The organism is Paraburkholderia sp. BR10141 (assembly GCF_056155635.1).
The window spans coordinates 164,259-186,440 of record NZ_JBMIQH010000015.1; the positions used below are offsets into that span (position 1 = coordinate 164,259).

Here is a 22,182-nt window from a genome sequence, read left to right on the forward strand (position 1 = left end):
TGACGGATGAGTAGTGGACAGATCCGTCGTCCGATATGGTCGCGGGGATGATACGTTCAGTTGTGGCCATGTCCAGGTGTTCCCTTGTCAAAGCAAATGTTGGCATGCGGCGTTGTACGCGTGGTCAGGATCATGCTGACTCACCGTCAATCCGAAGGCGCACGTTTTCAGCAGCCAGCCCGCGCTGCAGGCTCATCTTGCCCCAAGCATTCGTGCTTCCCTGGATAACGCTGCCGTCATCACGAATAATCGAAAACTTCTGGTTGTGCACAGGTTCATCGCTGAAGGGCCACTTCAACGTAAACTCTTCGTCGAAGGGCGCGTGCTTCCAGCTGTTGACGGTTTGCGCGAGTGAACTGGGCCCCTGCCGGCTGAAGGCCGCCGATTTGATGGTGCGGTTACCTTTCGTTCCGTCCTCGATACCAGTCGATGAAATCCGGACGTACGATCCACCGCATTTGAGAATGAGCTCTTCCTTTGCCTCGATAGTGACACGTCCATTGGCACTCCTGATCTGCAGGTTCCTGTCGGAAATCAAGTCCATGTCGTCGCTCTGTGCCTGGATTTCCACCTTCCCCTTACCCGCAATTAGTTTCAGCCCGAGTTTTTGGGCAAAGAGAGAGATCAGTTCCCCTGCCGCAACCGTAAACCGCTTTAGCACACCGATGTCGGCATTACCGCCGGCCGTCGTGATCAGGTTTCTCTGGGCACTAAACTGAAGGCTGTCACCCGACACCAGACCCATCCCATCTGGCGCGCTGAGCAGAACCCCAGCCTGCCTCAGATCTTTCAGCGTCCCGTCAAGAAGTTCTCGCTGACGCTCATAGTCGGCGGCAACCGCCTGTGCAGTCGTGGCAGCTTCGGATAGTGCCTCCATCTGCTGCATCGCCTGTTCCAGCAGGCCAACGGCTCGTTGCATGTTCAACTGCTGCCCGTTCGCGGCGGGCTGTGCCTCAGCGGAAATGAGCACCCCCTTCGCGCCGCGCACGGCGACGTGCTCATCGGAGCGCAACTCCGCACCTTTTCCCCGCTCCTTGCGACTGCCGTCGACCATATGCCCAAGATTGAGCTCGCTAGTCTGAAACGGCGTCGTCAGGTGAATATGCTCGACACCTTCCTTGTCCTCCATGCGCATCTCATTCTGCGCGGCCGTGCGAATGAGATTGCGGGTATTGTTCAGGTTGTTGACGAGATCGGGATGCAGGCTGTCATGCAGCGCTCCGATGATGATGGGCCGGTTTGGATCCGCGGCCGTAAATTCGAGCACGACCTCGGCGGAGTCGATCAACGGGAAGTGGTGACCGTAGTTGTCGCCGCTGTAGGGCTTGGCAAAGCGCACCGGCCGGCTCGTGCCACCCGGGCTCCATTCGTCCAGATCGAACGGCAGCTTGATGACGTACCAGCCTTCTTCCGTCAGATAGGCATATTTGTAGTTTCCGGGCGACGTGATCCGGGCCGGGAGCACGCCCCTGATTTCCGGTTTGGCGATCGTGTCCATGGATGTTCGCCAGACCCGATCCGAAGGAATCCCCTCGAACGTCACGCGGTACGACTTGTTGCGCCCACCGTGCGAGCGTACCGACGTGATGAAGATCCCGTGCTTCGCATCGACCTGAACCGGGTCGACCAGCACGACCTCCCCGGCTTCCAGCCAGAACGGATTGCCGGTGCCGATAAACGTCACCTGACTCGCGAGGTGAGCCTCGTGCCGCAGGCGGGCAACGCGCTGGCCTTCCTCCGGCGTCTCGTAGTGCTCGCCCCAGTGATAGTCGACGGCGTTGGTGGTCTTGTCGCCACGCGCCGTGTTCTCCTCGACCAGCAGCGAGACGTCGGCCTGGCGATGGTTGTAGTCGTGCAGGCGCACGGATTGTGGCACGCGCCGGGTACGCCGCCGCAGCGACTTGATCGAGTCGGCACCCACGCTCTCGAGGCCCGAATCACGACGATGCGGCACCGTACGCTGCTTGCGCGCGTACGCATCCAGATCGTCGCCGAACACCATCACCGCGTAATCCTTTTTCTGCTCCCACCGAAACCAGATGCCTTCTTCCGCACAGATGCGCTGGATAAACGCGAACGTCGTCTCGTGGTACTGGGTGATGTACTCGTGCCGCTTGTATGTACCGCGCAGGTTGAACCTGAAATCGACACCGGCCCGGTAACCGTAGTGCCGCAGCGTGTCGGTAATGATCTCTTCGACCGACTGCTTCTGGAACAGCCGGCTTGTCCTGCCACGGTTCAGGTCCGCCATCGCAGGCTCGAGCCTGACGCGGTAGCGCGTCTCGTCGGCGGAGGTCTCGTGCTCATCGAACTTCGTGATGATGCCGTGGGCGGCCTGTGCGGGCGGCTTCTTGCTGAACTTTTCAGCGTTCTCGCCAAACATGCGTTGCAGGTGGCCCATGTTCGGGTCGACCGGATCGATGATGAACCGGGCTGGACGCCCGAGTACCTGATCCATCGGAAGACCCGCTATCGGGCTTGTGAATTCAATCTCGTACTCGTAGAGCTGGCTGATCCGGTCATGGCCCGCGAACTTCACTATCGAGAATGGCGCCGGATGGGGCGCCAGCTTCAATTCATAAGCCTGTAACGGCATGAGCCACGACATCGAAAACCTCCCGGATACGTCGCGAAAAAGGCGTTGGGACGCAAGAAGTACACTGAACGGAGCTGGCCAGCAATGCTCAATCGCCCGATCTTTGACCGGGCTCCCAGGAACAGCCAGATAAATCGTCAAGGATTGCCAGGTACAGGGGGGCTGTGCGAACCGTTCGCCGGTGTTCGCGCCGGCTCGCACGCCATCCGCGCGAGCCGGACGGAGGTCTGGCCGCGTGCGAACTGCAAAGTGCAAAGAGCTTCTGGGCGTGACGACCGCGGCAAAGAAAGGAGGTGCGGCCCCACACAGGGGCGACGCCGGGGTACCGAAGCGGAACCAAGGAAAGGCCAAAAACCAAAAACCAAAAACCAAAAACCAAAAACCAAAAACCAAAAACCAAAAACAAAAACAAAAACAAAAACAAAAAACTAACGCCCGACAGCAGGATTAACGAGCGTCCGATCCGACGCAGCCGGATCATCCACCCTCACAACGACAGCGGTAATGTTATCCCGCCCCCCAGCCTGCAAGGCCATTTCAACAAGCAAATCAGTGGCATGCTGGCAATCCCCAGCCTCGAGCGCCCGCACCATCTCGGGAACCTGCACTTCATTGCTCAGGCCGTCGCTACACAGCAAAAAGAGGTCTCCGTCGCGCACGACGATGCGGCCTTCGTCCAGATCAAGCCAGTCTGCCGCACCGACGGCCCGTGTTATCAAATGCTGCGATGGATGGTGGCGCGCCGCTTCGGCGCTCAAATGCCCCTGCGCCTGTAGCTCCGCCACGTAACTATGGTCGGTCGTGAGCGCTTCGAACTGTGCATCACGGTACAGATAGATGCGGCTGTCGCCCGCCCATAGCCAGCCAAACTCGCGCCCCTTCGCTATCAGCACGGCAACGGTGCTGCCTATCATGCGAACCCCGCGCCGCGCGGCTTCTTCGCGCAGCTGGTGGTTCACTGTTTGCAGCGTACCGCGCGCCGTGGCCGAGAAACTGGTGAGGGTGTTGGGTATGGCAAGCGCCCCAAGCGCGCGCACGATCATGCCGCTGGCCAGATCGCCCGCCGTGTGCCCGCCCATGCCGTCGGCGACTGCCCACAAGCCCCGTTGGGGCTGATCGAGACATGCATCCTCATTGAGCGCGCGCACACGGCCTACGTCCGTGCGCGATGCCGAGCTCCATAACAATCCGCCTGTCACGATCGAGCCTCCATAGGCTACGCGACGAGTCCGTTATTCCTGCCGTTCTGGCCCACGTTTACCGCAACGTTCGAGTTCGACGCCGAATTGGTCACATCGAGCGTCTGGTACTGATTGACGACCTGATTCGCGTAGAACGTGTTGTTGGTCTGATAGAGGTTGATGATCGGACCGAGCGGCGAAGGCTGCGCGGGCTCGTAAGGCTGTATCCAGCCGAATACCCACGGCGCGCCTGCGCCCCGGATAAACGACATGGCCTTGCGGTCGAGATCGCATTGCAGATGAAGGTCGGTGATGGCGAGCGAGGTCATGACAGGTCTCCGTCAAGATGATAGCCGCAGGTCCGCGGCGTTCCGACCATACCTTGCAAGCAGCATGCCATTTTTCGGCGAAACGCGGCGCTCGCGCGCCATCTCCCCGTGAGGCTTGCCCCATATGACATCGCACTCACGGAGCGCGGTCCGCGCGTGCCCGCGTCTCGTGCGGTCGCGGTGCGATGGTCGTGCGCTCGCCAACACGTTGCGTGCCTGTCGTCATCAGGACTCCGACACATACACAGTGCCGCTTCCTGAGCCGGATTGGCGGCGACCCGATGGTTCGACGCCGACACAATCGAAGCACACGAGTTGGTGCAACGCCGACACACGAGCGCCTCCAGCGCGCACATTATCCCGCTCCGCCTTATAGAACCGTGATCGGCCGCCTGGCATATCTGATGCAGGGTAGTTGGCAACCGGCAAACGTCGAGCAGCACAGGAAGCCGGCAACCCGCCAGACGGATGCAGCCATGAGCCCCGACCTTCGACCGACGATGCACGCAGACGAACCGCCGCTCGGCGCGCATCTCGTATCGCGTCGCGCGGGCTACAGCCATCACGGCATCTATGTCGGCGGTGGGCGGGTCGTTCATTACGCCGGCTTGTGCGTATCGCTGCATCGCGGTCCGATCGAAGAGGTCACGCTCGAACGTTTCGCCGCCGGCTACGAAGTCGCCGTTGTCGCGCATCCGTGCGCAGCTTTCGTGGGCCGCGAAGCCGTCGCGCGGGCGCGCTCGCGTCTCGGCGAAGACCGCTATCGACTGCTCAGCAACAACTGCGAACACTTCTGCACCTGGTGCGTGGACGGCAAGGGCCGCAGCGACCAGGTCCGCACCTGCATTGCCCATCCGCTGGCCGGCTTGCGCGCGGTGCGCGCGCTGGTTCACGCGCGCCGCGTGCAGGCCAGCCGCGACACGTACGTCGCGCACGCGGTGTAAGCGCCATATCCAGTCGAGACCAATACGACACGTATCGCCGCTACTTGCATCGGAGATCACCATGAATTCCGCCGAAACCTCGCTGCGCACTCTCGTCGACAAGTGGCTTGCACCCAACGCGCGCGTGCCGGCCCGTGTAGTACGTTTCAGCCGCACGCAGGAGCAACGGCTGCGCTATGTTTGCGTCGAGGCAGTGCATCCGGCGCGCACGATTGCAATCTTCTTCTTCCGTCACGACGACGGCACGTGGTGCGTATTTCCGCCTGCCAGCACGCGTCCGGCGATGACCGCACGCGCTGCGTGAACTCAACGCAGCAGCGTCGGGCGGGGCCGCGCCGCGGGGACGGTTGCCGGCCCTCGCTGCGCGGGCGAGCCTTCGATCTCCACACGTACGCCGATAAACGGCCGCGGCACGAGTAGCGTGCGCTGCGAAGCGACGCGGGCGCCGCCCACGATCGCGGCCATTGCCTGCCTGTCCAGTTCCACGCTTTCCGGAAGGTCCTTGATGACGATAATGCTCATGGTCTGCTCCACGATAGCGGATTGGGCTCGAGGGGTGTCGTTCGAGTATAGGCGGTGGCGCGCGGCGCACGTAAACAAGCAGGCGGCGCCTCACGGCGCCGTCTACATTTTCCCTTCGCGGCAGCGGCTAGAACGTCACGCCGGTGTTCGCGTATTGCGAGGGATTGACCTTGAGATTCAGCGGCCCGAAGCCAGCGCCGATATAACCGATGTTATTGAGCGCGGCGACGTCGACCACCTGAACCTGCGAGATGTTCTGCACGATGTTGGGCGAGACGGTGATGTTGGCAATCGAGCCATAGCCACCGTAAGAGCTGCCGTTGCCGCCGCGTACGGCTGTCATGGCGCGGCGGTCGAGTGCCGTTCCGGGAGCCAGCTCGCGGATAACGAGGGAACTCATGATGAGCCTCCAGTTGCTGATGAATAGGGCGGGTGGACCCGGGCGGGCGCGGCACGCGAATGAACGCAGCGTGCGGCCGCGCCGCCGGCGGGACGATCAGAAGTTGATCGTGTTGTGGGCGGTCTGCACCGGGTTGACCGTCGCGTGAATGTTCTGCGCGAAGGCGACGTCGTTGCCCACGTTGTTCTCGATGGTGTTCGTCTGGCCGATCAACTGCTGGGCGGTGAAGTTCGTCGTGTCGTACTTGAACGACGGCGCCGGGTAGTAGCCGGGCCAGAGGCTCAGGCCGCCACCGCCGCGAACGGCGCTCATTGCTTTGCGGTCGAGTTCTTGCGCGACGCTCAAGTCGGCGATCATCAGCTTGCTCATGACAGTTCTCCAGAAGGGCAGTACGGTGTAGTTGGCGATTGAGCTGCAGTATCTTGCGGGCTCGCTCCTCCTGATGCACAGGCTGTGCCAGCGGCTTCGCGCCAGCCTCACGAACCGCTCGACGCCTTGTGCGACGGGGCTTTGCGGCAAGCCAGCCGGTGTGTGCGGGACAGGTGGCGGCACTTGCGCGCGAAAACGCTGATGGTGGAAGCCCAACAGCGCGTGGCGCGCTCGTTGGATTCGCTGCAACACGTGCGAGCCAAAGGCCTGGTTCAGGCACCGATTGCACTGCGCCGTGCCGCAGATTAATCTCTCATCAGACCTTGTTGCATGGTTGCAGGCGCGCGCCGGCTGAGATCACGGTGCGCGCAGGTCCGGCGGCGACTCTGTATGCTTTAAAGATGACGAGACCGCGCTGCAGCGGACTCGACGGGGATCGCGGCAGCAGCTACACGCGGCGCGATCGTGCGCCGGGAACGTGTGACGCAAAGCGCCTCGGCCATCCTGAAGCTGAGTTGAAGGCATACGAATGATGAGCCTTGCGCAGCTGATCCAGACATTCCAGAGCGGGGCGCTCTCACGCGAGGCGTTCTTCGCCGAGATCGACCACGTGCTCGCGGTCGACGCGGCCAATTGCGCTCGCCTGCGCGAAGCGGTGGACGCGACGCAAACGGTCCATCCGCTGCCCGATGCCGTGTATGCCGAGGTCCTGCGCCGCATCGAACATCGCCAGGACAACGCGGCGGCCGTCGACGACTCCACTCGCATTCACGAAGCCCTGGCCGCTGCGCGTAGCGCCACCACAGGTGACGATGCGGACCACGTGAAGGGAATCGGCGATACGCTCAATGGTCGCTTCGTGCTCGAAGAATGTCTGGGTGTGGGTGGCATGGGCACCGTATACAAGGCGCTCGATTTGCGCAAGCTGGAAGCTTCGGATCGCAAGCCTTATATCGCGATCAAGGTGCTGAACGTGCAGTTCCGCGGCCAGCCGACTTCGCTGATCGCATTGCAGCGTGAAGCCCGCAAGGCGCAGACGCTCGCGCACCGCAATATCGTCACGGTGTACGACTTCGACCGCGACGGGCCGCTCGTCTACCTCACGATGGAATATCTCTCGGGCAAGCCGCTCAGCAAGCTGCTGCGCGCGCCGGGTTTCGCGGGCGTGCCATTCGAAAAGGCGCGGCCCATCATTGCCGGGATGGGGCAGGCGTTGGCCTACGCGCACGAGCGCGGCTTCGTGCATTGCGACTTCAAGCCCGCCAATGTTTTCCTCTCCGACGGCGGCGATGTGAAAGTGATCGACTTCGGCATTGCGCGTGTGTTCCAGCGGCCCGAAGAAGATCCCGACGTCACTGTGTTCGATCCCGCGACGCTCGGCGGCATCACGCCCGCCTATGCGAGTCCGGAGATGTTCGAGCATCGGGAGCCGGACCCGCGCGACGATGTCTATGCGCTCGCCTGTGTGACCTATGAACTGTTGACGGGCAAGCATCCGTTCAACCGCAAATCGGCCACGCAGGCACGCAGCGACAAGATGCGCGCTGAGCGAGCGCCTGGCCTCGATCGCGGCCAGTGGCGCACCTTGAGCGCGGCGCTTTCGTTTGACCGCGCCTCGCGCACCGCGAGCGTCAATCAGTTTCTCCAGGGCATGGGCGTGCTCAAGCATGCACCGGCGTTCCCGGGCGCGCGGGTTGGCGCCATTGGCGTGGGGGCGGTCGTCGTCGCTGCGGGGTTATGGGTAGGATATCGCGTGCTTTCGGGACATGGGCAAACGGGCGCGAGGCCCTCGATGGCCGCCATGGCGCCCGCTGGCGCGACGAAGGCGGCCTCGGAGGCGCCGGCCTCGCCGGTGCTTGCCGCAGCGCCAGCCGCGGTTGTGGCGAGCATGCCTGCCGCGAGCGGGGTTGCAGTGGTTCCCGCATCGAGTGCGCCGGTGGCCGACGCGGCGTCGATCGCCGCGCTGAACGCGACGCTCGCGCGCATTCCGTGCTCGGCGCTTGCGGCGTCGCTGCCCGAACACGTGGTCCAGGTGCGAGGCTTTGCCAACACGGGCGAGAACATGGCGCACGTTCACGACGCGCTCGCGCAAACGCCCGGAGGGCTAGCCGCGAAACTCGACGTGACCGCGGTGGAGAACCACAACTGTGAAGTCGTGAGCGCGTTCGCGCCATATTGGCGCGCCAATCATCTGGCTGGCGGCGGCGCGACGATCCATACCCGGCCACTCGACGCACGTCTGACGCAGGGCATGCCGCTCATCGTCGATATCACCACGCCGCATTACGAGTCATACGTCAACGTGGATTATTTCGCGCTCGACGGCAGTGTCGTCCATCTGGTTCCCAGCAATGTCGAGCGCGACAATCAGGCGCCGCCCGGCTTCTCGGCGACGGTCGGGGGATCGGGATACTGGCTCGTGGACAAGCCGTTCGGCACGGAGATGATCGTTCTGCTGATCACGCCGGCACCGTTGTTCGATGGGCTGCGTCCGGCTTCGGAGTCTCGCTCGGCTTACCTCGCGGCAGTGGGGCAGCAGTTGAAACAGATGGAAGCACACTACGGCGAAGGGCGTATCGTTGCGGATTTCGTGCAGATCACGACGCACGCGCGCAGTGATGCACAGTAGTGCGAACTAGTGCACTGCGAGGGTCGTCATTCCCCCGTGATTGATTTCATCGCACCGAACGCCCAGCAGATGCGTTGCCATCGAGACGATGCCTGTTGCCATCACCATCGCGAAAGCGGTGAGCGGAAAACCCGGCAGCCAGGATTGGCGTGGACTCGACGCCGGCATCTGTCATGTCGCCGTGTGCCATACCGAATGGGCGAGGCGCAGAAGATCGTCGAATTGTGTGACCAGTTCGAAACAGAGCAGAAAACCGACCGCCGCGACCGGCCCAGGGTAGCGCATGACGTAGCGCATGAAGGGTTTGACCGTGCGCCGTCTCACGGCTCTGCGCGTCATGATCCAGGTGATCACGATGCCGATGAAGGCACCGACGAGCAGATCCGTCGGGTAGTGATAACCCAGGTACGCACGCGGAAAGCAGACAAATGCCGCGACAGACAGAAACGCAAGAATGCCGATGCCTCTCCAGACGAGGAAGATCCCCATTGCCACTGCCGTCCACAGCATCGCGTGATCGCTTGGAAAGGAACTCCAGTGCATCAGCCCGGCAAGCTGTACGGGCGACGAGGCGAAATGCAGATTCAGCCCCGGTGTGAATAGCGGCCGCTCCCTGTACGGCAGAATGCGCGCAAGCAGGCGCCCCACCGCGAGTGCAATCAGGCCGCTCGCCAGCGTGGCGAGTACGATCTCGCGGCGCCAGCCGCGCCGCTCGTGTGGCTGGAACCAGATCCACCACAACAACGGGATCAACAGATAGCCCTTGAACGTGTAGAAGTCGGCAATTACCCCAATGGCGTAATTGACCTGTTGAGGAAGCTGGAGTTGAGTGAGGGCTCCCAGAATGACGGTATCGAAGCTGTTCATTATTGTGGCCATCCCGCTGATGAATTCGTGAGAAGGGCGGTCTCGAACAGAATCCTCAACCGCCTCCGTGCCACATACGCAAGGCATTTTTCATGTTCTTTTCAAGCCAGCGCACACGGTGAAAGCAGTTCGCAGCGGCGAGCTGCTGCGATGCAATCTCATACGTGCGCATATAGCGTGCCTTGGATCACACTGCAGTGCGTCAAGGACCCGGCGGCATTCGTATTCAAGGAAATCAGATCGCGGTGCGCGCCCTCACGTCAACGCACTTCCAGCTTCTAGAGGGTCCATGTCTGACGGTAGGCATGCGCTCGTGATTGCCATCTCGTCGCGTCGGGCAGCTTCCAGGAATTCGCCGTTGTGCCTGATGTCGGCTTCGTTCGTTTCTGGCCTGTATAAGCAGTCTCGCAAGAAAAGCTGGCAGCGTCCAGCGTAGATCCGATGGGGAAGAATTTGTCTTGTGATTGATTCGATCTCCTTTCTATGTGTTGCGAAGGCCGCTAACAGGCCGGCGCGGCCCGAGCGCGCACGAAAATAGTCTTCCAGGGCCTCCGGAGATATTTCGCACATGACCCAAGTGCCGTCGACGACGGCGCGATACCGGATCGTGCCACTCGCGTGGTAGAAGGCTTCTTCATCTGGGAATTGTATAAACACGGTCGCATACCTCTTTGACTGCCGGACCTGCCCTCAGCAACTGGTGTTCCTCGCACGTCTGATGAAGCGCTGAAAGCCTGCATCACGAGTTCGCCGTTTGAATCGAAATCAATTCTCAGTTCGTTCACAGCAAAAAATCCCGGACGATGCTAGTTACCCTGATCGGACGACGCGCTGCTGCTGTGGGGAGGAGATAACGGCCCGTAGCGAAGGTGTTGCGCCACCGACATGGGCACCTTGGGCGAGAACATGCCGACGATCGTGAGCGCATAGACGATCGCCGCGACGCCCGCCACAACGCGTACGGGGCGGGCGATCGCTGAATTGCCGAGGCCGATGTTGAGGTAGAACCAGATGCCGAGCAGCGCGAGCAGCAGCAGGCGCGGCATGGGCTTCCAGCCGTCGCGCCCGACTTCGGAGATAGACCAGACGAGTGCCGCGACGAGCGTGAAGAAGACGCTCCAGACGCCCGCCGAGCGGCTTCGCACCATGAGGGTACCCGAGCCGATCAGCGCGAGGCCCGTGACGACGTAGTAGGGCGTGGAACCCATTGCGACGAGCCAGCCGCCAAGCACAGCGAAGGCGGCGCCCACCAGTACCAGGACCTCCCCCGTCTCGGCAGGAGAGGCCTCGTGTCGGTTCGACATAGAAGAGCCCCCGCTCATGCAAATGTCAGGCATCGCGTCGCGCAACGCCAAACGCCGTCAGGGTCTCTGTGGGCCATCCGGCAATCGGCGTACACGGCAACGCGCTTCGCTTGTGTTGCAATCGCTGTACCTTCCCGAGCATCAGAAAATTTGCAAGGGTCCGTGTAAAGGCGAGGCGTTATTCATTCGATACATAGCGCCACGTTTTTATCTCGGGCTGTGACCGAAGCCACAATCAGACATAGCGCTGATGGCGCGCTGGGGCGCTTGCATGGTAACCAGCAAATGAAGGAGAGACAGATTTGGATTCCAAATCAACCATATGAACTATCGAGAGGCTGAAAACTGAGGGAACGAAGCGACGCGATGCGTTGACATATCTACAAGAAGTCAGTGTAGAAATGGCGCGTACTGCATCGTTTACCCTTGCATTGAATCGAAATCAAAACTGGAATGGTGAGAGCTTTCGAACTCCGCGCTGTCTGGCGCCAGACCTTCGCGGGCCGGTCGACTGGCAGCCCCGTCGGCGGGTCGAGAAACAGCTTGCGCTGCGCGATGTCTTCGTAGCGGCGGCCGAAGTCGAACATGCCCATGATGCTGCCGGCCTTGCTGTCGAACGACCCGCCGCCGATACGTTCTCCGTCGAGCCAGTTGTCTTCGATGAAGCGAACGACCGACGACTGGTCGATCAACGTATGGTCGACGTAATTCTCTTTCGCCCAGGGCGAAATGACGAGAAACGGAATGCGTGCACCCGGGCCGCAGCGGCCGTTCACGGGTTTGCCGTTCACGCCGTCCTGCGCGGAGCCGGTACCGCATTTTCCCTGACCGTTGAGGTGATCGGCGAACGAATCGTATGACGCGCTCGTCGGCGATGCGTACGCGTGGTCGTACCAGCCATCCGAGTCATCCCACGTCACGACGATGGCGGTGCTGGTCCAGTCCGGCTGGCGCTGCAGAAAGTTGACGACCTTCGCGACGAACGCCTGTTCGTCGAGTGGATCCGAATAGCCCGCGTGACCGTCCTGGAAGGCGGGGGCCTTGAGGAAACTCACGGACGGAAAGTTCCCGGCGCTCACCGCGCCAAAGAAGTCGTCGGAATCGTACTGATGATTGGCGGGGTCCGGGGTCCGGCCATCTCGTTCCAGGGTATGCCCGATCGCCTCGATCGAACTCGGGCGCAAATGTTTCGGGTTCGACGTCGACGCGTAGTACTGGAACCAGTTGTGGTGTGGAACGTAGTCCTCCTTGGCAGCACCGACGACTGCCGATAGCGTGCTGCGCCTGCACGCGGTCGTGCCATTGCTGTTCACGGTCTCGAGGTTGAAGCCGCCCATGAAGCCGCCCCACGAAATATTGCGGGCGTTCAGGAGGTCGCCGATGTTTCGGCCCGTCATCATGACGGTGTCGCGCTGGCTCGAGCATTGGTCGAAGGCGGGATCGACGTCGTCGATCAGCGTGAAGCCGCCCTGTCCGTCGTTCACGTAGTAGGAGCCCGGGACCGAAGGCTTTTTCGTCGTCAGCACGGGCCTCACGCCGTTGGTTTGACCCGAGACCACCTCCAGCGCGCCTGGCGTCGACGGGCCATAGGTCGACGACCAGGCATTGTCGCTCATCGCGAATCGCTGCGCGTAATTCCACAGCGCCGTGACCGTGTTGCCGTCGTAATAGCCCATCACCTCGCCATTGTTTCCGGACCCGCCGTCCAGGTCGCTCTTACCTTTGCCCGTGTACTTCGGGAACAGATCGACGGCGCCGTTGTCGTAGGCTTGCTGTTCTGCCGCATAGGCGTGATCCTGGTCGGCGGTCGCAGCTTGCGTACGGTCGATGCGGAACGGGTTCGCTGCGCCCGCGCCATTGGCCGGATTCGTGGCATTCGGATTTCTGGAGAGGAGGGGGCCAGAGAGGCCGTTCACCGCGGGCGTACCGGGCAGTGCGTTGAACGCCGGTTCGTCTGAAGGATTTGCCGCATGCGGATAGGTGGCAAAGTAGTGATCAAACGAGACATTCTCTCCATAGATCACGACAAGGTGCTTGATTGGAGTGGCAGTATGAAGGTCGTTCGGCCGATTCATGTGCTGGTCGTCATTTGCACCCCATGCAATGTGTAATGAGAATGCCGCGGCTATGAGCAAACCAAGCGCTAGATGACGCCAGTGCATGTCGAGCTCCTGTAAGTTGCGTTCCTCGTAGCGCAATGGGAGTTCCCGGCTGACGTTGCCGCGGCGATCGCAAGCGAGGGCCAGCTCGCGCTGGCCCTCGCCGGGTTACAACACGCGCAGGCCGCGAGATGCTGGAGCACATTGGAGAGTCGAAAGCCGCTTAGGTCTACAGACCGTAGGTCCGCGCCATCAAGGCGGCTGTCGCGTAACTGTGCGTTGCGCAGGCTGCCGCTTCGAACACGGCGCCGCGAAGATCCGATCGTTTCCGCCGCTGCGGGCACCAGGTCATCGGCTATCTGCCTCGCTTGCCCACGCGCGTATCTGATCGATGGTGGCCGTCGCGCCGCCGCATACGACAACCAGAATATTCCGGTATTTGGCAAACGCGGGATGCCTCTCGTAGGCGACGGACAGCGCTGCGCCGCAGGCCGGCTCAACCAGAATGCGGTGATCCGCAAGAAAGCGCTCGCAGGCAGCGAGTGCGCTGGAGTCCGATACGACGAGACTGTGGACAGGGTGCTCGCGCACGCAGCGCAAGGCCTGCTCGCACACCCGCTTGGCGCCGAGCGAAGTGGCGACGCTGGAGATACAGGGCAATGCCACCGTATGACCCGCCTCGACAGCGGCATGAAGCGAAGCGGCGCCATCGGTTTCGACGGCCAACACCGGCACGTCGTGCCAATGATTGCGCTGGAGGCCTTCCACGACGCCACAAAGCAGGCCGCCGCCGCCAACGGAAAGCACGATGGCATCGGGTTTGAAGCGGGCCTGGGCAACTTCATCGATCATCGAGGCATGGCCGTGCCACAGCAGTGGATCGTCGAAGGGATGCAGAAACGCGTCCGTCGCGCCCAGCAAGGTCAGCGCGAACTGGTTGGCCTCTTGCCAGGAACTGCCGTGCACCACGACCTCTGCAGCTTCCAGGCGGAGCAACTCCCTGGCGCGTTCCGTCGTCGTTTCCGGCACCACGACAAGCACGGGAATGCCCAGGCGCCGGCCCGCATAAGCCACGGCAAGACCCGCATTTCCCCCGGACGACGATACGAAACGCTGCGCGCCACGGCTTTGGTGAACGGCGCAAGCGTGGCCGATGCCCCGGATCTTGAACGATCCACATGGCTGCAAGGCGTCGAGCTTGAGCCACACGGATTGTTCACCAGGGACGCTCAAGGCGCGCGACTCCACCAACGGGGTTTCAAAGTGCAGATGCATTGCAATGGGCTTCCAGGATTGCGATCGGACCCACCGTTCTTCTGCTGATCCTAAAGAGGAAGAGAGAGTCTGGCTTCTAAATTATTGACGCGTGAGGCGAGCGAAGGCCCATCGGCTCAGTATGCAGACGGGGCCACGCCAAACGCGTGACGGAACGCCTTGTTGAAATGACTTTGATCGTAAAACCCGACGCCTTGGGCACGCTCGTGAGGCGAAAGTCACGAGTTTTGCCGGTCGTGGTTTTGCCGTGTGAGGCGCAGTCAGTCTGCACACACACGTGACTCGCCCGTGTATGGCTACGTCGACCGGTCGCGATTGCGCGCGCGCGTGGCGCCCGTGATCACCGCGACGCCGAGCAGTATCACCGCCACGATCTCGATGATGTGCACCGCAACATGCAGCGCCATCAATGCCCACGCCACGCCGCCAATGAAAATGATCCATCCGATCAGATAGATGAGCAGAGTCATCGTTCTTCTCCTTGTGGTTTCGGGCCTGGGTGCAGTGCAAACAACGCCATTGGCGAAAGAGCGGTCCCCCGCCTTTCACCGGGCGAAAAAGGTCGAAGCACATTGCGCGCCTGACTTCGCCATGGCGCGCGGAGCAGCTGGCGCTGATAAATGGACCCGTATTATAAGGATGCCGAACGGATTTGATCATGCAGGACGCGCATGCGGTAGCCGAACGCACGCAAGGCGTAGCGTCACCCGCGCCGTCGCTGCGTGCGTTGTTGTGCTCCGCGCTGACTGCGCAGGATGGTGCGCCGATAAGGTTTGCTAACCAACCATACCGGCAGTTCTGATATACGACGGATGCGGACGGCAAGTCGCGCCTCAGAAGCCTGCTGCTTCCAGCAGGCTTCTATCCGGGCAACGACAGCAGACCGTTTGGGAACGGCGCGCGGGCTAGTTAGTGCCCATGCGCCTCGCGGAAACCGGCGTCCTTTTCGAGTCGGCGGCCGTGGCTACCGACGTGGAATCCCGCTGAGACCACAAACAGGACTCCGGCGAAAGGCCAGATATAGATTGCCAGCGAGAAGCAAACCCAAATCGCTTCTTGTGGCGGATACGCCTGGAGTGCCCAGACAAGACAGGCAACTGGCAACAGCATCAGACACAGCGCCGACCGGGTGAGAAAGGTGGCGGCTTTTGCTTTCTTTAGCGTCTCTGCTTGCATGCCTGGCTCCATAGGGAATGGCATTGGGACATAGAGTCGCACGGTGACCATTTGTCGCATACTTAGTAATATCCCTGACAGGTGCCATTTTCCGCACTGCAATCTCCGAATAGGATGCGTGATGCTGCATAGCCTTTCCGAATCGATCGTAGTTCTTATCGACTTGCAAATGAGACTGATGCCGGCGATTCACGACGGCGAATCCGTTGTCGCTCAAGCCATTCGGCTTGGGCGGATTGCTCAGGGTCTCGATGTTCCGGTCATCGGGACAGAACAGAATCCGGGCGCACTCGGCGACAACTCGCCGGAAATAAAGGACCTGTGCGCGAGAACTGTTGCAAAGCACCATTTCGACGCCACCGCCGATGGTCTGTTTGAAGCGCTGCCTGAAGGGCGAACCCGAGCCATCGTCGCGGGATGCGAGGCGCATGTCTGCGTATTGCAGACAGCGATGGGTTTGCTGCAGCGCGGTCTATCGGTCACTGTCGTTACTGACGCGACAGGCTCGCGGAAAGTCGCCGACAAAGAGGCGGCCATTGCGCGGCTGAACAAAGCGGGCGCTGAAGTGGCGACGGTCGAGATGGTCGCGTTCGAATGGCTGCGCTCGTGCCAGCACCCGCGCTTTCGCGACATACTGCAGTTGATCAAGTAAGCGGCTACCAGCGGCGCGCTCATCTGCAAAACGCGGCGCCGGTGAGCAAGGCAAGTATCGTCGAAGGCGCGAGATACTCGACGAACGTCCAGACAATAAGCGTTACGAACGAAACGGCCAGCATGACCTGCATGATGCGCCAGGCCACGACCTCACTCACGAAGGCTGGCCGGCGATCATGGTGCGCTGCGCGACCCGCTCGTCGTCGATCGGCAAGTGCATCAATCCCGCGATGACGCCAAGCGCAATCGAGCCCTGCCAGAGCAGGCCGTAGCTATGCGTCGCGTCGAACACCACGCCGCCCAGCCAGACGCCGAAGAAACTCCCGATCTGATGCCCGAGAAATACGAAGCCGAAGAGCGTCGAGATATAGCGCACGCCGAACATCTGCGAAACGATCCCGCTCGTCAGCGGCACGGTGCCGAGCCACATGAAGCCCATCGCGAACGCGAACACGTAAAGCGTGAGGGGCGATAGGGGCAAGGCGAGGAACAGCGCCATTACGCCCGCCCGTGCGAAGTAGATCGCCGAGAGCAGATACTTGCGCCGCAGAAACCCCCCTGCGTAACCGCAGAGAAACGTGCCTGCCGTGTTCGCCAGCGCAATCAGCGCGAGCGCCAGGCTCGCTTCGCGCGCGCTCATGCCCTTGTCGAGCAAATACGCCGGCAGGTGCGCGCCGATGAACGCAAGCTGGAAGCCACACGACAAAAAGCCCAGATTGAGCAGCCAGAAGCCGCGATGCGCGAACGCCTTTCCGAGCGCTCGGCGCAGGGTGTCGTGCGTATCGATCGCGCCGCTACGCTGCAGCGGCCGATCGCGCAGCCATGCCGCGAGCGGCGCGCTGGCGAGCATCATGGCGGCGAGCACGAGAATGGCCGTGACCCAGCCGAACCTGCCGATCATCCCTTGAGTGAGCGGCACGATGCAGAACTGGCCCACGCCGCCGAACATACCCGCCACGCTCAGCGCCCAGCTGCGCTGGTCGGCTGCAAAGAGCCGCGAGAGCGCGCCATAGACGGCGCCGAAAGCCGTTCCGGACAATGCCACGCCGAGCACCACGCCGACGCCAAACGTGTAGACGCCAGGCGTCGCGCTCAATGCCATCATCGCGAGGCCGAGCGCGTAGAGCAGGGCGCCCGCGAAGATCACACGTGCGGAGCCGAAGCGGTCGGAGATCATGCCCGTGAGCGGCTGTGCAACGCCCCACAGCAGGTTTTGCAACGCAAGCGCGAGGCCGAACGTCTCGCGCGACCAGCCGCGCTCGAGCGTGACGGGCAACAGAAAAAGCCCTTGCACGTTGCGCACGCCGAGCGCCGCACCCATCACGACGCCACCTGCGATCACGAGCAGCCAGCGGCGGCGCCATGCATCGTCCATCCCGGTCATCGTTCGCCTCCTCGCACTGGGCGCTTCGCTGTTGCGCAGCGTGGTGCCTAGTAGAGCGCGGGAAAGCGGGCTGGCTCAAGTGAGTTTTCGGCACGCTTCGCATGCGTGCCGCTCATGCGACCTGGTTTTGGCGAGCCTGATCGACGATCCAGTCGATGACGGCGCGCACGTCGTCGCGCGGCGCTTCGTCGGCCTGATGCAGCCAGTAGGCATAGCCAGTCGGACCCTCGGCGCGCGCATTGCCGATGGCGGCGAGCCTGCCGTCGGCAAGCAGCGGTTGCACGAGGGCAAGGCGCCCGAGCGCGATACCGCGGCCGGCGGTGGCGGCCTGAATGACCTGGTCGTACTGGTTAAAACGCAGCACGCCGCGAAGCGGAGCGCCGTCAAGGCCGCGCGCGCCCAGATGATCCGCCCAGCGCAGCATCGGGCGGCGCACGCCCTCGAATTCGAGCAGCACGTGGCGCGCGAGCGTGGCCGCGTCGAGCTTCTTCACGTTCAACGAAGGATGCGCGACCGGCAATACGTATTCGTCGTACAGATGCACCGCGCGATTGGCTGCCTCCGGCGCGATGCGGGCCGGCGCGTAGCGCAGGGCGAGATCGATGCCTTCTGCGCGCAGATCGAGCACCTTCTCTGAGGTCGCAAGGCGCAGATCGATATCGGGCAGCTGGCGTTGCAACTCGCCGATGCGCGGCAGCAGCCACAGTCCCGCAATGCCGATGCTGGCGGTGATCGTCACCGGCTGACGCGTTTGGGGCGCGGCCAGCGCGCCGACGATTTCCTGCATCTGCTGCACCGCGCCGTCCGCAACGCGCAGCAGGCGCTCGCCCTCCGCTGTGAGCGCGATCGAACGATAGCCGCGGCTGAAGAGGCGCACGCCTAGCGCTTCTTCAAGCGCGGCGATCTGGCGGCTCACGGCGGATTGCGTCACGCACAGGTCGTCGGCGGCGAGCGTGATGCTCATGCGCCGGCCCACCGCGACGAAACCGCGAATGAGGTCGAGAGGAGGGAGTTTCACGAGCGGCACTGACATGCGTTTTCCTCATGCGAAAGCTGCGCAAAGATTGATTGATGCAGCGGGCAAGGTCAAGTGAAATCGATACTCCGGATTCTTCAGGGAGCACGCTCATGCATTCAGCCGATCCAGCCGAGGCACGTCCCATCGCTGTCGCCATCACTGCTGCCGATGGCTTTACGCTTCGCGCATATGTGTGGCGTCGTCACGCGCCGCCGAACGCGGACGCGTCGCGTCCGGTGGTCATCGTCAATTCGGCGACGTCGGTGCGCTGCCACTACTATTTCCGCTTTGCCGCATGGCTGCACCAGCAGGGTTTCGACGTGCTGGTCTACGACTACCGTGGCATTGGCGGCTCGCAGCCCGTCGCGCTCGCCACGCTCGATGCGAGCTGGCTGGAATGGGGAGAGCGCGATTTCGAAGCGGTGCTGTGCTACGCAAGAAGCCTGTTCCCTCGGCAGCCGATCGATGTCGTGGGGCATAGCATTGGCGGCTTCCTGATCGGGCTCGCGCCGTCGAATCATCTCATTCGACGCGTCTTCACCGTCGGCACGCAATACGCGTATTGGCGAGACTACGCGCCGCGCTGCATGCCGCTCATGCTCTGGAAATGGCATGTCGTGATGCCGGTTTTGACCGGCCTGATGGGCTATTTCCCCGCATCGTGGTTCGGATGGATGGAGGACACGCCGCGCGGCGTTGCGAGGATATGGAGCCGGGGCCGCGCCCGCTTTGAAGACACGCTCGGCGACGGGGCGCTCGCACGCACGCCCGAGCAGCGCATGGACATCGTCGCTCGTTTCGGCAACATGCGTGCGCCGATTCTCGCCGTGAGCTTCCACGACGATCCGTTCGGCACGATTCGCGCGATCGAACGCGCGCTGTGTTATTTCACACAGAGCCTGTCGACGCATGTACGCATCGCGCCCGCGTCAATTGGCGAGCGCAGCATCGGACATTTCACGTTTTTTCACTCGCGATTCGAGCGCAGCCTGTGGCCGCTCGCGCGGGATTGGCTGGCCGATGGCAGCGTCATCGCGATGACTCCGGCAACGACGCACCCGAGCCCCAGCCACGCCGAGGTCGAAAGCGATTCACCGAGCCACGCAATGCCTATCGCCACGCCGATCGGCACGCGCAAATAGGCCTGCGCCGTCGTGCCGACCGAGCCGAGCGTCTGGACGAGCCGGAAGTAGATGACGAACGCGATCGCCGTGGAAAAGACGGCGAGTGCGATCAGCGCTGCGATCGATTGCAACGACGGATGAAGCGTCCACGGGCGGTCCAAGGCCAGGCTCACGGGGACCAGCAGTATCGCACCGACGATGAGAGACCCCGCAGCGGGTGCGACCGGCGAGAGTCCCTTGAACGAACGGCCGTAGATCGCCGCGCCGGCGTAGCAAACCGTCGCGGCGACGATCGCCAGCTGTGCAACGAGTTGCTGGCCGAGTCCTTCGAATGCACTCACGCCGACCACGAGGCATATGCCAGCGAGACCCGCGGCGACGCCGAACAGCTTGCGCGCGTTGACCGGTTCGTGGCGGGTAATCAGCCACGTGCCGAGGAACGCCATGACAGGCGAGGTCGAGTTGAGGATGGTCGCCAGACCGGCTTCCACCGAACGCTCGGCCCATGCGATCAAGGTAAAGGGAATCACGCTATTGAGCAGCGCCTGCACGGCGAAGCGACGCCACACGGCCGGGTCTCGCGGTACCGGAATGCGCTGCCACAGCATCCAGAACAGAAGGAGCGTTCCGGCAATCGACGTTCTCGCGGCGATGAGCGTCAACGGCGGGATGGTCGTCACGCCGACTCGAATGAACGTATAGGACGCGCCCCACAGCGTGGAAAGTGCGAGGAGCAAAAGCAGGTCGAGTCCGGCCGATTTGCTCGCGGTCGATGTTTGCATGCTGGGCGGTCGATTTCACGCGGACGCGGTGAGATTACGAGCCACGCTCCAGGGATAGAGCGCGTATCGACAGTATGCGGGCATCTTCGGTGCGAATATTTCGGCCTGGGATGAAATGTGGATTGTCGATGAACGGAATCAGGAAGCGACGCGCAATGCGTCTTCGCGCTGCGTGGCGTAGCGGTTCGCGGGACGAGGCAGGCCAAGATGCTCGCGCAATGTGCGCCCCGTATATTCCGTGCGAAAAAGTCCGCGACGCTGCAATTCGGGCACCACGTACTGCACGAACTCGTCGAGGCCGCCAGGCAGCCAGGGCGACATGATATTGAAGCCGTCGGCGCCTTCCTCCTCGTACCATTGCTGAAGCTGGTCCGCAATGCTTTGCGGCGTGCCGATCACCTGTTGATGCCCGCGCGCGCCCGCAATGCGCAGATAGAGATCGCGTATGGTGAGGTTGTCGCGCCGCGCGAGATCGAGCAGCAAGCGTTGCCGGCTCTTGCCGCCGTTGGTTTCCGGCAGGTCGGGCACGGGGCCATCCACGGGATATTGCGAGAGGTCGAGGCCGCCCGACATGTTCGCGAGCAGCTGCAGTCCCACGCTCGGATGGATCAGCGCCTGCAACGCGTCGAACTTCTCCTGCGCTTCTTCCTGCGTGCGGCCGATCACGGGGAAAATGCCCGGCATGATCTTGAGATGCTCGGGGCGGCGGCCGTAACGCGCGAGCCGCCCTTTCACGTCGCGATAGAACTGCCTGGCTTCATCGAGCGTTTGATGCGCGACGAAAATCACTTCGGCGGTTTGCGCCGCGAGTTCCCTGCCGGCTTCCGAGGCGCCCGCCTGCACCACGACGGGCCAGCCTTGCGGCGAACGCGCGACGTTGAGCGGGCCGCGCACCTTGAAGTGCTTGCCGCGATAGTCCAGCGTGTGCAGCTTCTGCGGGTCGAAGTAGAGGCCGCTTGCCTTGTCGCGAATGAAGGCGTCGTCTTCCCAGCTGTCCCAAAGCCCGGAAACCACGTCGTAGAACTCTTTCGCGCGCTCGTAGCGCAAGGCGTGATCGAGATGCTTGTCGAGGCTGAAGTTGTGCGCTTCGGTTTCGGTGCTCGACGTCACGAGATTCCAGCCCGAGCGGCCGCCGCTCAGATAATCGAGCGAAGCGAATTTGCGGGCTACGTTATACGGCTCGTTGAACGAGGTCGACACCGTGGCGATGAGCCCGATGTGCTTCGTGACCACCGATAGTGCGGAGAGCAGCGTGATCGGCTCGAAATGATCGGCGCGCGCGGTGCGCGAGAGCGAAGGCACATGGGTGTCGCGCACGCTCACGCTATCGGCGAAAAAGACGGCGTCGAATTTGGCGCGCTCGGCCGTTTGCGCCAGCTCGGCGTAGTGCGCGAAGTCGAGGCCGCCGGCTGCGTGTGCATCGGGGTGACGCCACGCGGCGATATGGTGGCCCGTCTCCATCAGGAAGGCGCCGAGGCTCAATTGTCCCGCGCGTCGCGGTGCTGCGCTCATGTGTGCTCCTCGAATGT

General features: G+C 62.4%; 23 protein-coding genes and 3 pseudogenes. 6 read left to right on the forward strand and 20 right to left on the reverse strand.

Annotated elements, in window-relative coordinates; translation table 11 throughout:
- Positions 1-130: 130 nt before the first annotated feature.
- Positions 131-2,608 (reverse strand): type VI secretion system Vgr family protein, encoded by a 2,478-nt coding sequence (locus ACOJB8_RS21600; protein WP_475014115.1) that lies wholly within the window; start codon positions 2,606-2,608, stop codon positions 131-133.
- Between the two features lie 72 nt (positions 2,609-2,680).
- Here ACOJB8_RS21600 and ACOJB8_RS21605 point away from each other — a divergent pair, with 72 nt between their 5' ends.
- Positions 2,681-3,028: a hypothetical protein gene (locus ACOJB8_RS21605; protein ID WP_475014117.1), complete on the forward strand. Its 348-nt coding sequence runs from the start codon at positions 2,681-2,683 to the stop codon at positions 3,026-3,028.
- On the opposite strand, the gene ACOJB8_RS21610 is transcribed toward ACOJB8_RS21605, so the two are convergent.
- Both ACOJB8_RS21610 and ACOJB8_RS21615 read right to left on the reverse strand, forming a co-directional pair.
- Entirely contained in the window at positions 3,025-3,744 is a 720-nt protein-coding gene (locus ACOJB8_RS21610) for a PP2C family protein-serine/threonine phosphatase (protein WP_475014119.1), read from the reverse strand. The genes ACOJB8_RS21605 and ACOJB8_RS21610 overlap by 4 nt on opposite strands.
- A 68-nt stretch (positions 3,745-3,812) precedes the next feature.
- Entirely contained in the window at positions 3,813-4,106 is a 294-nt protein-coding gene (locus ACOJB8_RS21615; protein ID WP_069262248.1) for a hypothetical protein, read from the reverse strand.
- A gap of 476 nt (positions 4,107-4,582) precedes the next feature.
- On the opposite strand from ACOJB8_RS21615, the gene ACOJB8_RS21620 reads away from it, so the two are divergent.
- Both ACOJB8_RS21620 and ACOJB8_RS21625 read left to right on the forward strand, forming a co-directional pair.
- Positions 4,583-5,050: a lecithin retinol acyltransferase family protein gene (locus ACOJB8_RS21620; RefSeq protein ID WP_475014121.1), complete on the forward strand. Its 468-nt coding sequence runs from the start codon at positions 4,583-4,585 to the stop codon at positions 5,048-5,050.
- Between the two features lie 61 nt (positions 5,051-5,111).
- Positions 5,112-5,354, forward strand: coding sequence for a hypothetical protein (locus ACOJB8_RS21625; RefSeq protein WP_028204751.1), 243 nt, complete (start codon positions 5,112-5,114; stop codon positions 5,352-5,354).
- 2 nt (positions 5,355-5,356) lie between these two features.
- Here the strand turns inward: ACOJB8_RS21625 and ACOJB8_RS21630 are convergent, their stop codons facing one another.
- From ACOJB8_RS21630 to ACOJB8_RS21640, 3 genes are all read right to left on the reverse strand, one after another.
- Positions 5,357-5,572, reverse strand: coding sequence for a hypothetical protein (locus ACOJB8_RS21630; RefSeq protein WP_069262245.1), 216 nt, complete (start codon positions 5,570-5,572; stop codon positions 5,357-5,359).
- 127 nt (positions 5,573-5,699) lie between these two features.
- The gene (locus ACOJB8_RS21635) at positions 5,700-5,972 is read right to left on the reverse strand and encodes a hypothetical protein (protein ID WP_042267637.1); all 273 of its coding nucleotides are present in this window, start codon (positions 5,970-5,972) and stop codon (positions 5,700-5,702) included.
- Between the two features lie 96 nt (positions 5,973-6,068).
- Complete coding sequence (locus ACOJB8_RS21640; RefSeq protein WP_069262244.1) at positions 6,069-6,341, reverse strand: hypothetical protein; 273 nt, start codon at positions 6,339-6,341, stop codon at positions 6,069-6,071.
- Positions 6,342-6,870: 529 nt separating this feature from the next.
- Between ACOJB8_RS21640 and ACOJB8_RS21645 the strand changes: the two genes are divergently transcribed.
- Positions 6,871-8,970, forward strand: coding sequence for a serine/threonine protein kinase (locus ACOJB8_RS21645; RefSeq protein WP_475014123.1), 2,100 nt, complete (start codon positions 6,871-6,873; stop codon positions 8,968-8,970).
- Positions 8,971-9,141: 171 nt separating this feature from the next.
- On the opposite strand, the gene ACOJB8_RS21650 is transcribed toward ACOJB8_RS21645, so the two are convergent.
- The 9 genes and pseudogenes from ACOJB8_RS21650 to ACOJB8_RS21690 all read right to left on the reverse strand — a co-directional run bounded on the left by ACOJB8_RS21650 (position 9,142) and on the right by ACOJB8_RS21690 (position 15,691).
- Positions 9,142-9,837: a phosphatase PAP2 family protein gene (locus ACOJB8_RS21650; RefSeq protein ID WP_069262242.1), complete on the reverse strand. Its 696-nt coding sequence runs from the start codon at positions 9,835-9,837 to the stop codon at positions 9,142-9,144.
- 255 nt (positions 9,838-10,092) lie between these two features.
- Positions 10,093-10,494, reverse strand: a complete 402-nt coding sequence (locus ACOJB8_RS21655) for a DUF1488 family protein (RefSeq protein ID WP_083245068.1) — start codon at positions 10,492-10,494, stop codon at positions 10,093-10,095.
- Between the two features lie 149 nt (positions 10,495-10,643).
- Complete coding sequence (locus ACOJB8_RS21660; RefSeq protein WP_141710577.1) at positions 10,644-11,141, reverse strand: hypothetical protein; 498 nt, start codon at positions 11,139-11,141, stop codon at positions 10,644-10,646.
- A gap of 518 nt (positions 11,142-11,659) precedes the next feature.
- A pseudogene (locus ACOJB8_RS21665) lies at positions 11,660-13,303 on the reverse strand (phospholipase C); the annotation flags it as partial.
- Positions 13,285-13,584 carry a pentapeptide repeat-containing protein gene (locus ACOJB8_RS21670; RefSeq protein ID WP_368617432.1) on the reverse strand — a complete coding sequence of 100 codons (300 nt, stop codon included), beginning with the start codon at positions 13,582-13,584 and terminating at the stop codon, positions 13,285-13,287. The pseudogene ACOJB8_RS21665 and the gene ACOJB8_RS21670, both read right to left, overlap by 19 nt.
- A 4-nt stretch (positions 13,585-13,588) precedes the next feature.
- Positions 13,589-14,515, reverse strand: a complete 927-nt coding sequence (locus tag ACOJB8_RS21675) for a pyridoxal-phosphate dependent enzyme (RefSeq protein ID WP_406951015.1) — start codon at positions 14,513-14,515, stop codon at positions 13,589-13,591.
- 116 nt (positions 14,516-14,631) lie between these two features.
- Positions 14,632-14,721, reverse strand: a pseudogene (locus ACOJB8_RS21680) (AraC family transcriptional regulator); the annotation flags it as partial.
- A gap of 90 nt (positions 14,722-14,811) precedes the next feature.
- Complete coding sequence (locus ACOJB8_RS21685) at positions 14,812-14,985, reverse strand: hypothetical protein (protein ID WP_176732829.1); 174 nt, start codon at positions 14,983-14,985, stop codon at positions 14,812-14,814.
- Between the two features lie 439 nt (positions 14,986-15,424).
- Positions 15,425-15,691 (reverse strand): hypothetical protein, encoded by a 267-nt coding sequence (locus ACOJB8_RS21690; RefSeq protein WP_475014125.1) that lies wholly within the window; start codon positions 15,689-15,691, stop codon positions 15,425-15,427.
- Between the two features lie 121 nt (positions 15,692-15,812).
- On the opposite strand from ACOJB8_RS21690, the gene ACOJB8_RS21695 reads away from it, so the two are divergent.
- Positions 15,813-16,343, forward strand: coding sequence for an isochorismatase family protein (locus ACOJB8_RS21695; protein ID WP_475014127.1), 531 nt, complete (start codon positions 15,813-15,815; stop codon positions 16,341-16,343).
- 19 nt (positions 16,344-16,362) lie between these two features.
- On the opposite strand, the gene ACOJB8_RS21700 is transcribed toward ACOJB8_RS21695, so the two are convergent.
- The 3 genes from ACOJB8_RS21700 to ACOJB8_RS21710 all read right to left on the reverse strand — a co-directional run bounded on the left by ACOJB8_RS21700 (position 16,363) and on the right by ACOJB8_RS21710 (position 18,762).
- Positions 16,363-16,503 (reverse strand): hypothetical protein, encoded by a 141-nt coding sequence (locus ACOJB8_RS21700; protein WP_368727965.1) that lies wholly within the window; start codon positions 16,501-16,503, stop codon positions 16,363-16,365.
- Positions 16,500-17,729 (reverse strand): MFS transporter, encoded by a 1,230-nt coding sequence (locus ACOJB8_RS21705; RefSeq protein WP_475014129.1) that lies wholly within the window; start codon positions 17,727-17,729, stop codon positions 16,500-16,502. The genes ACOJB8_RS21700 and ACOJB8_RS21705 overlap by 4 nt, the downstream gene beginning before the upstream one ends.
- A 112-nt stretch (positions 17,730-17,841) precedes the next feature.
- Positions 17,842-18,762, reverse strand: a complete 921-nt coding sequence (locus tag ACOJB8_RS21710; RefSeq protein ID WP_475014131.1) for a LysR substrate-binding domain-containing protein — start codon at positions 18,760-18,762, stop codon at positions 17,842-17,844.
- 95 nt (positions 18,763-18,857) lie between these two features.
- On the opposite strand from ACOJB8_RS21710, the pseudogene ACOJB8_RS21715 reads away from it, so the two are divergent.
- A pseudogene (locus ACOJB8_RS21715) lies at positions 18,858-19,553 on the forward strand (alpha/beta hydrolase family protein); the annotation flags it as partial.
- Positions 19,554-19,714: 161 nt separating this feature from the next.
- On the opposite strand, the gene ACOJB8_RS21720 reads toward ACOJB8_RS21715, so the two are convergent.
- Together ACOJB8_RS21720 and ACOJB8_RS21725 are read right to left on the reverse strand one after the other, a co-directional pair.
- On the reverse strand, positions 19,715-20,653 hold the full coding sequence (locus tag ACOJB8_RS21720) for a DMT family transporter (protein ID WP_475014133.1): 939 nt from the start codon (positions 20,651-20,653) through the stop codon (positions 19,715-19,717).
- A 138-nt stretch (positions 20,654-20,791) separates the two neighbouring features.
- A complete protein-coding gene (locus tag ACOJB8_RS21725; protein WP_342948242.1) occupies positions 20,792-22,165 on the reverse strand; it encodes an LLM class flavin-dependent oxidoreductase in 1,374 nt (457 codons plus the stop codon).
- Between the last annotated feature and the right edge of the window lie 17 nt (positions 22,166-22,182).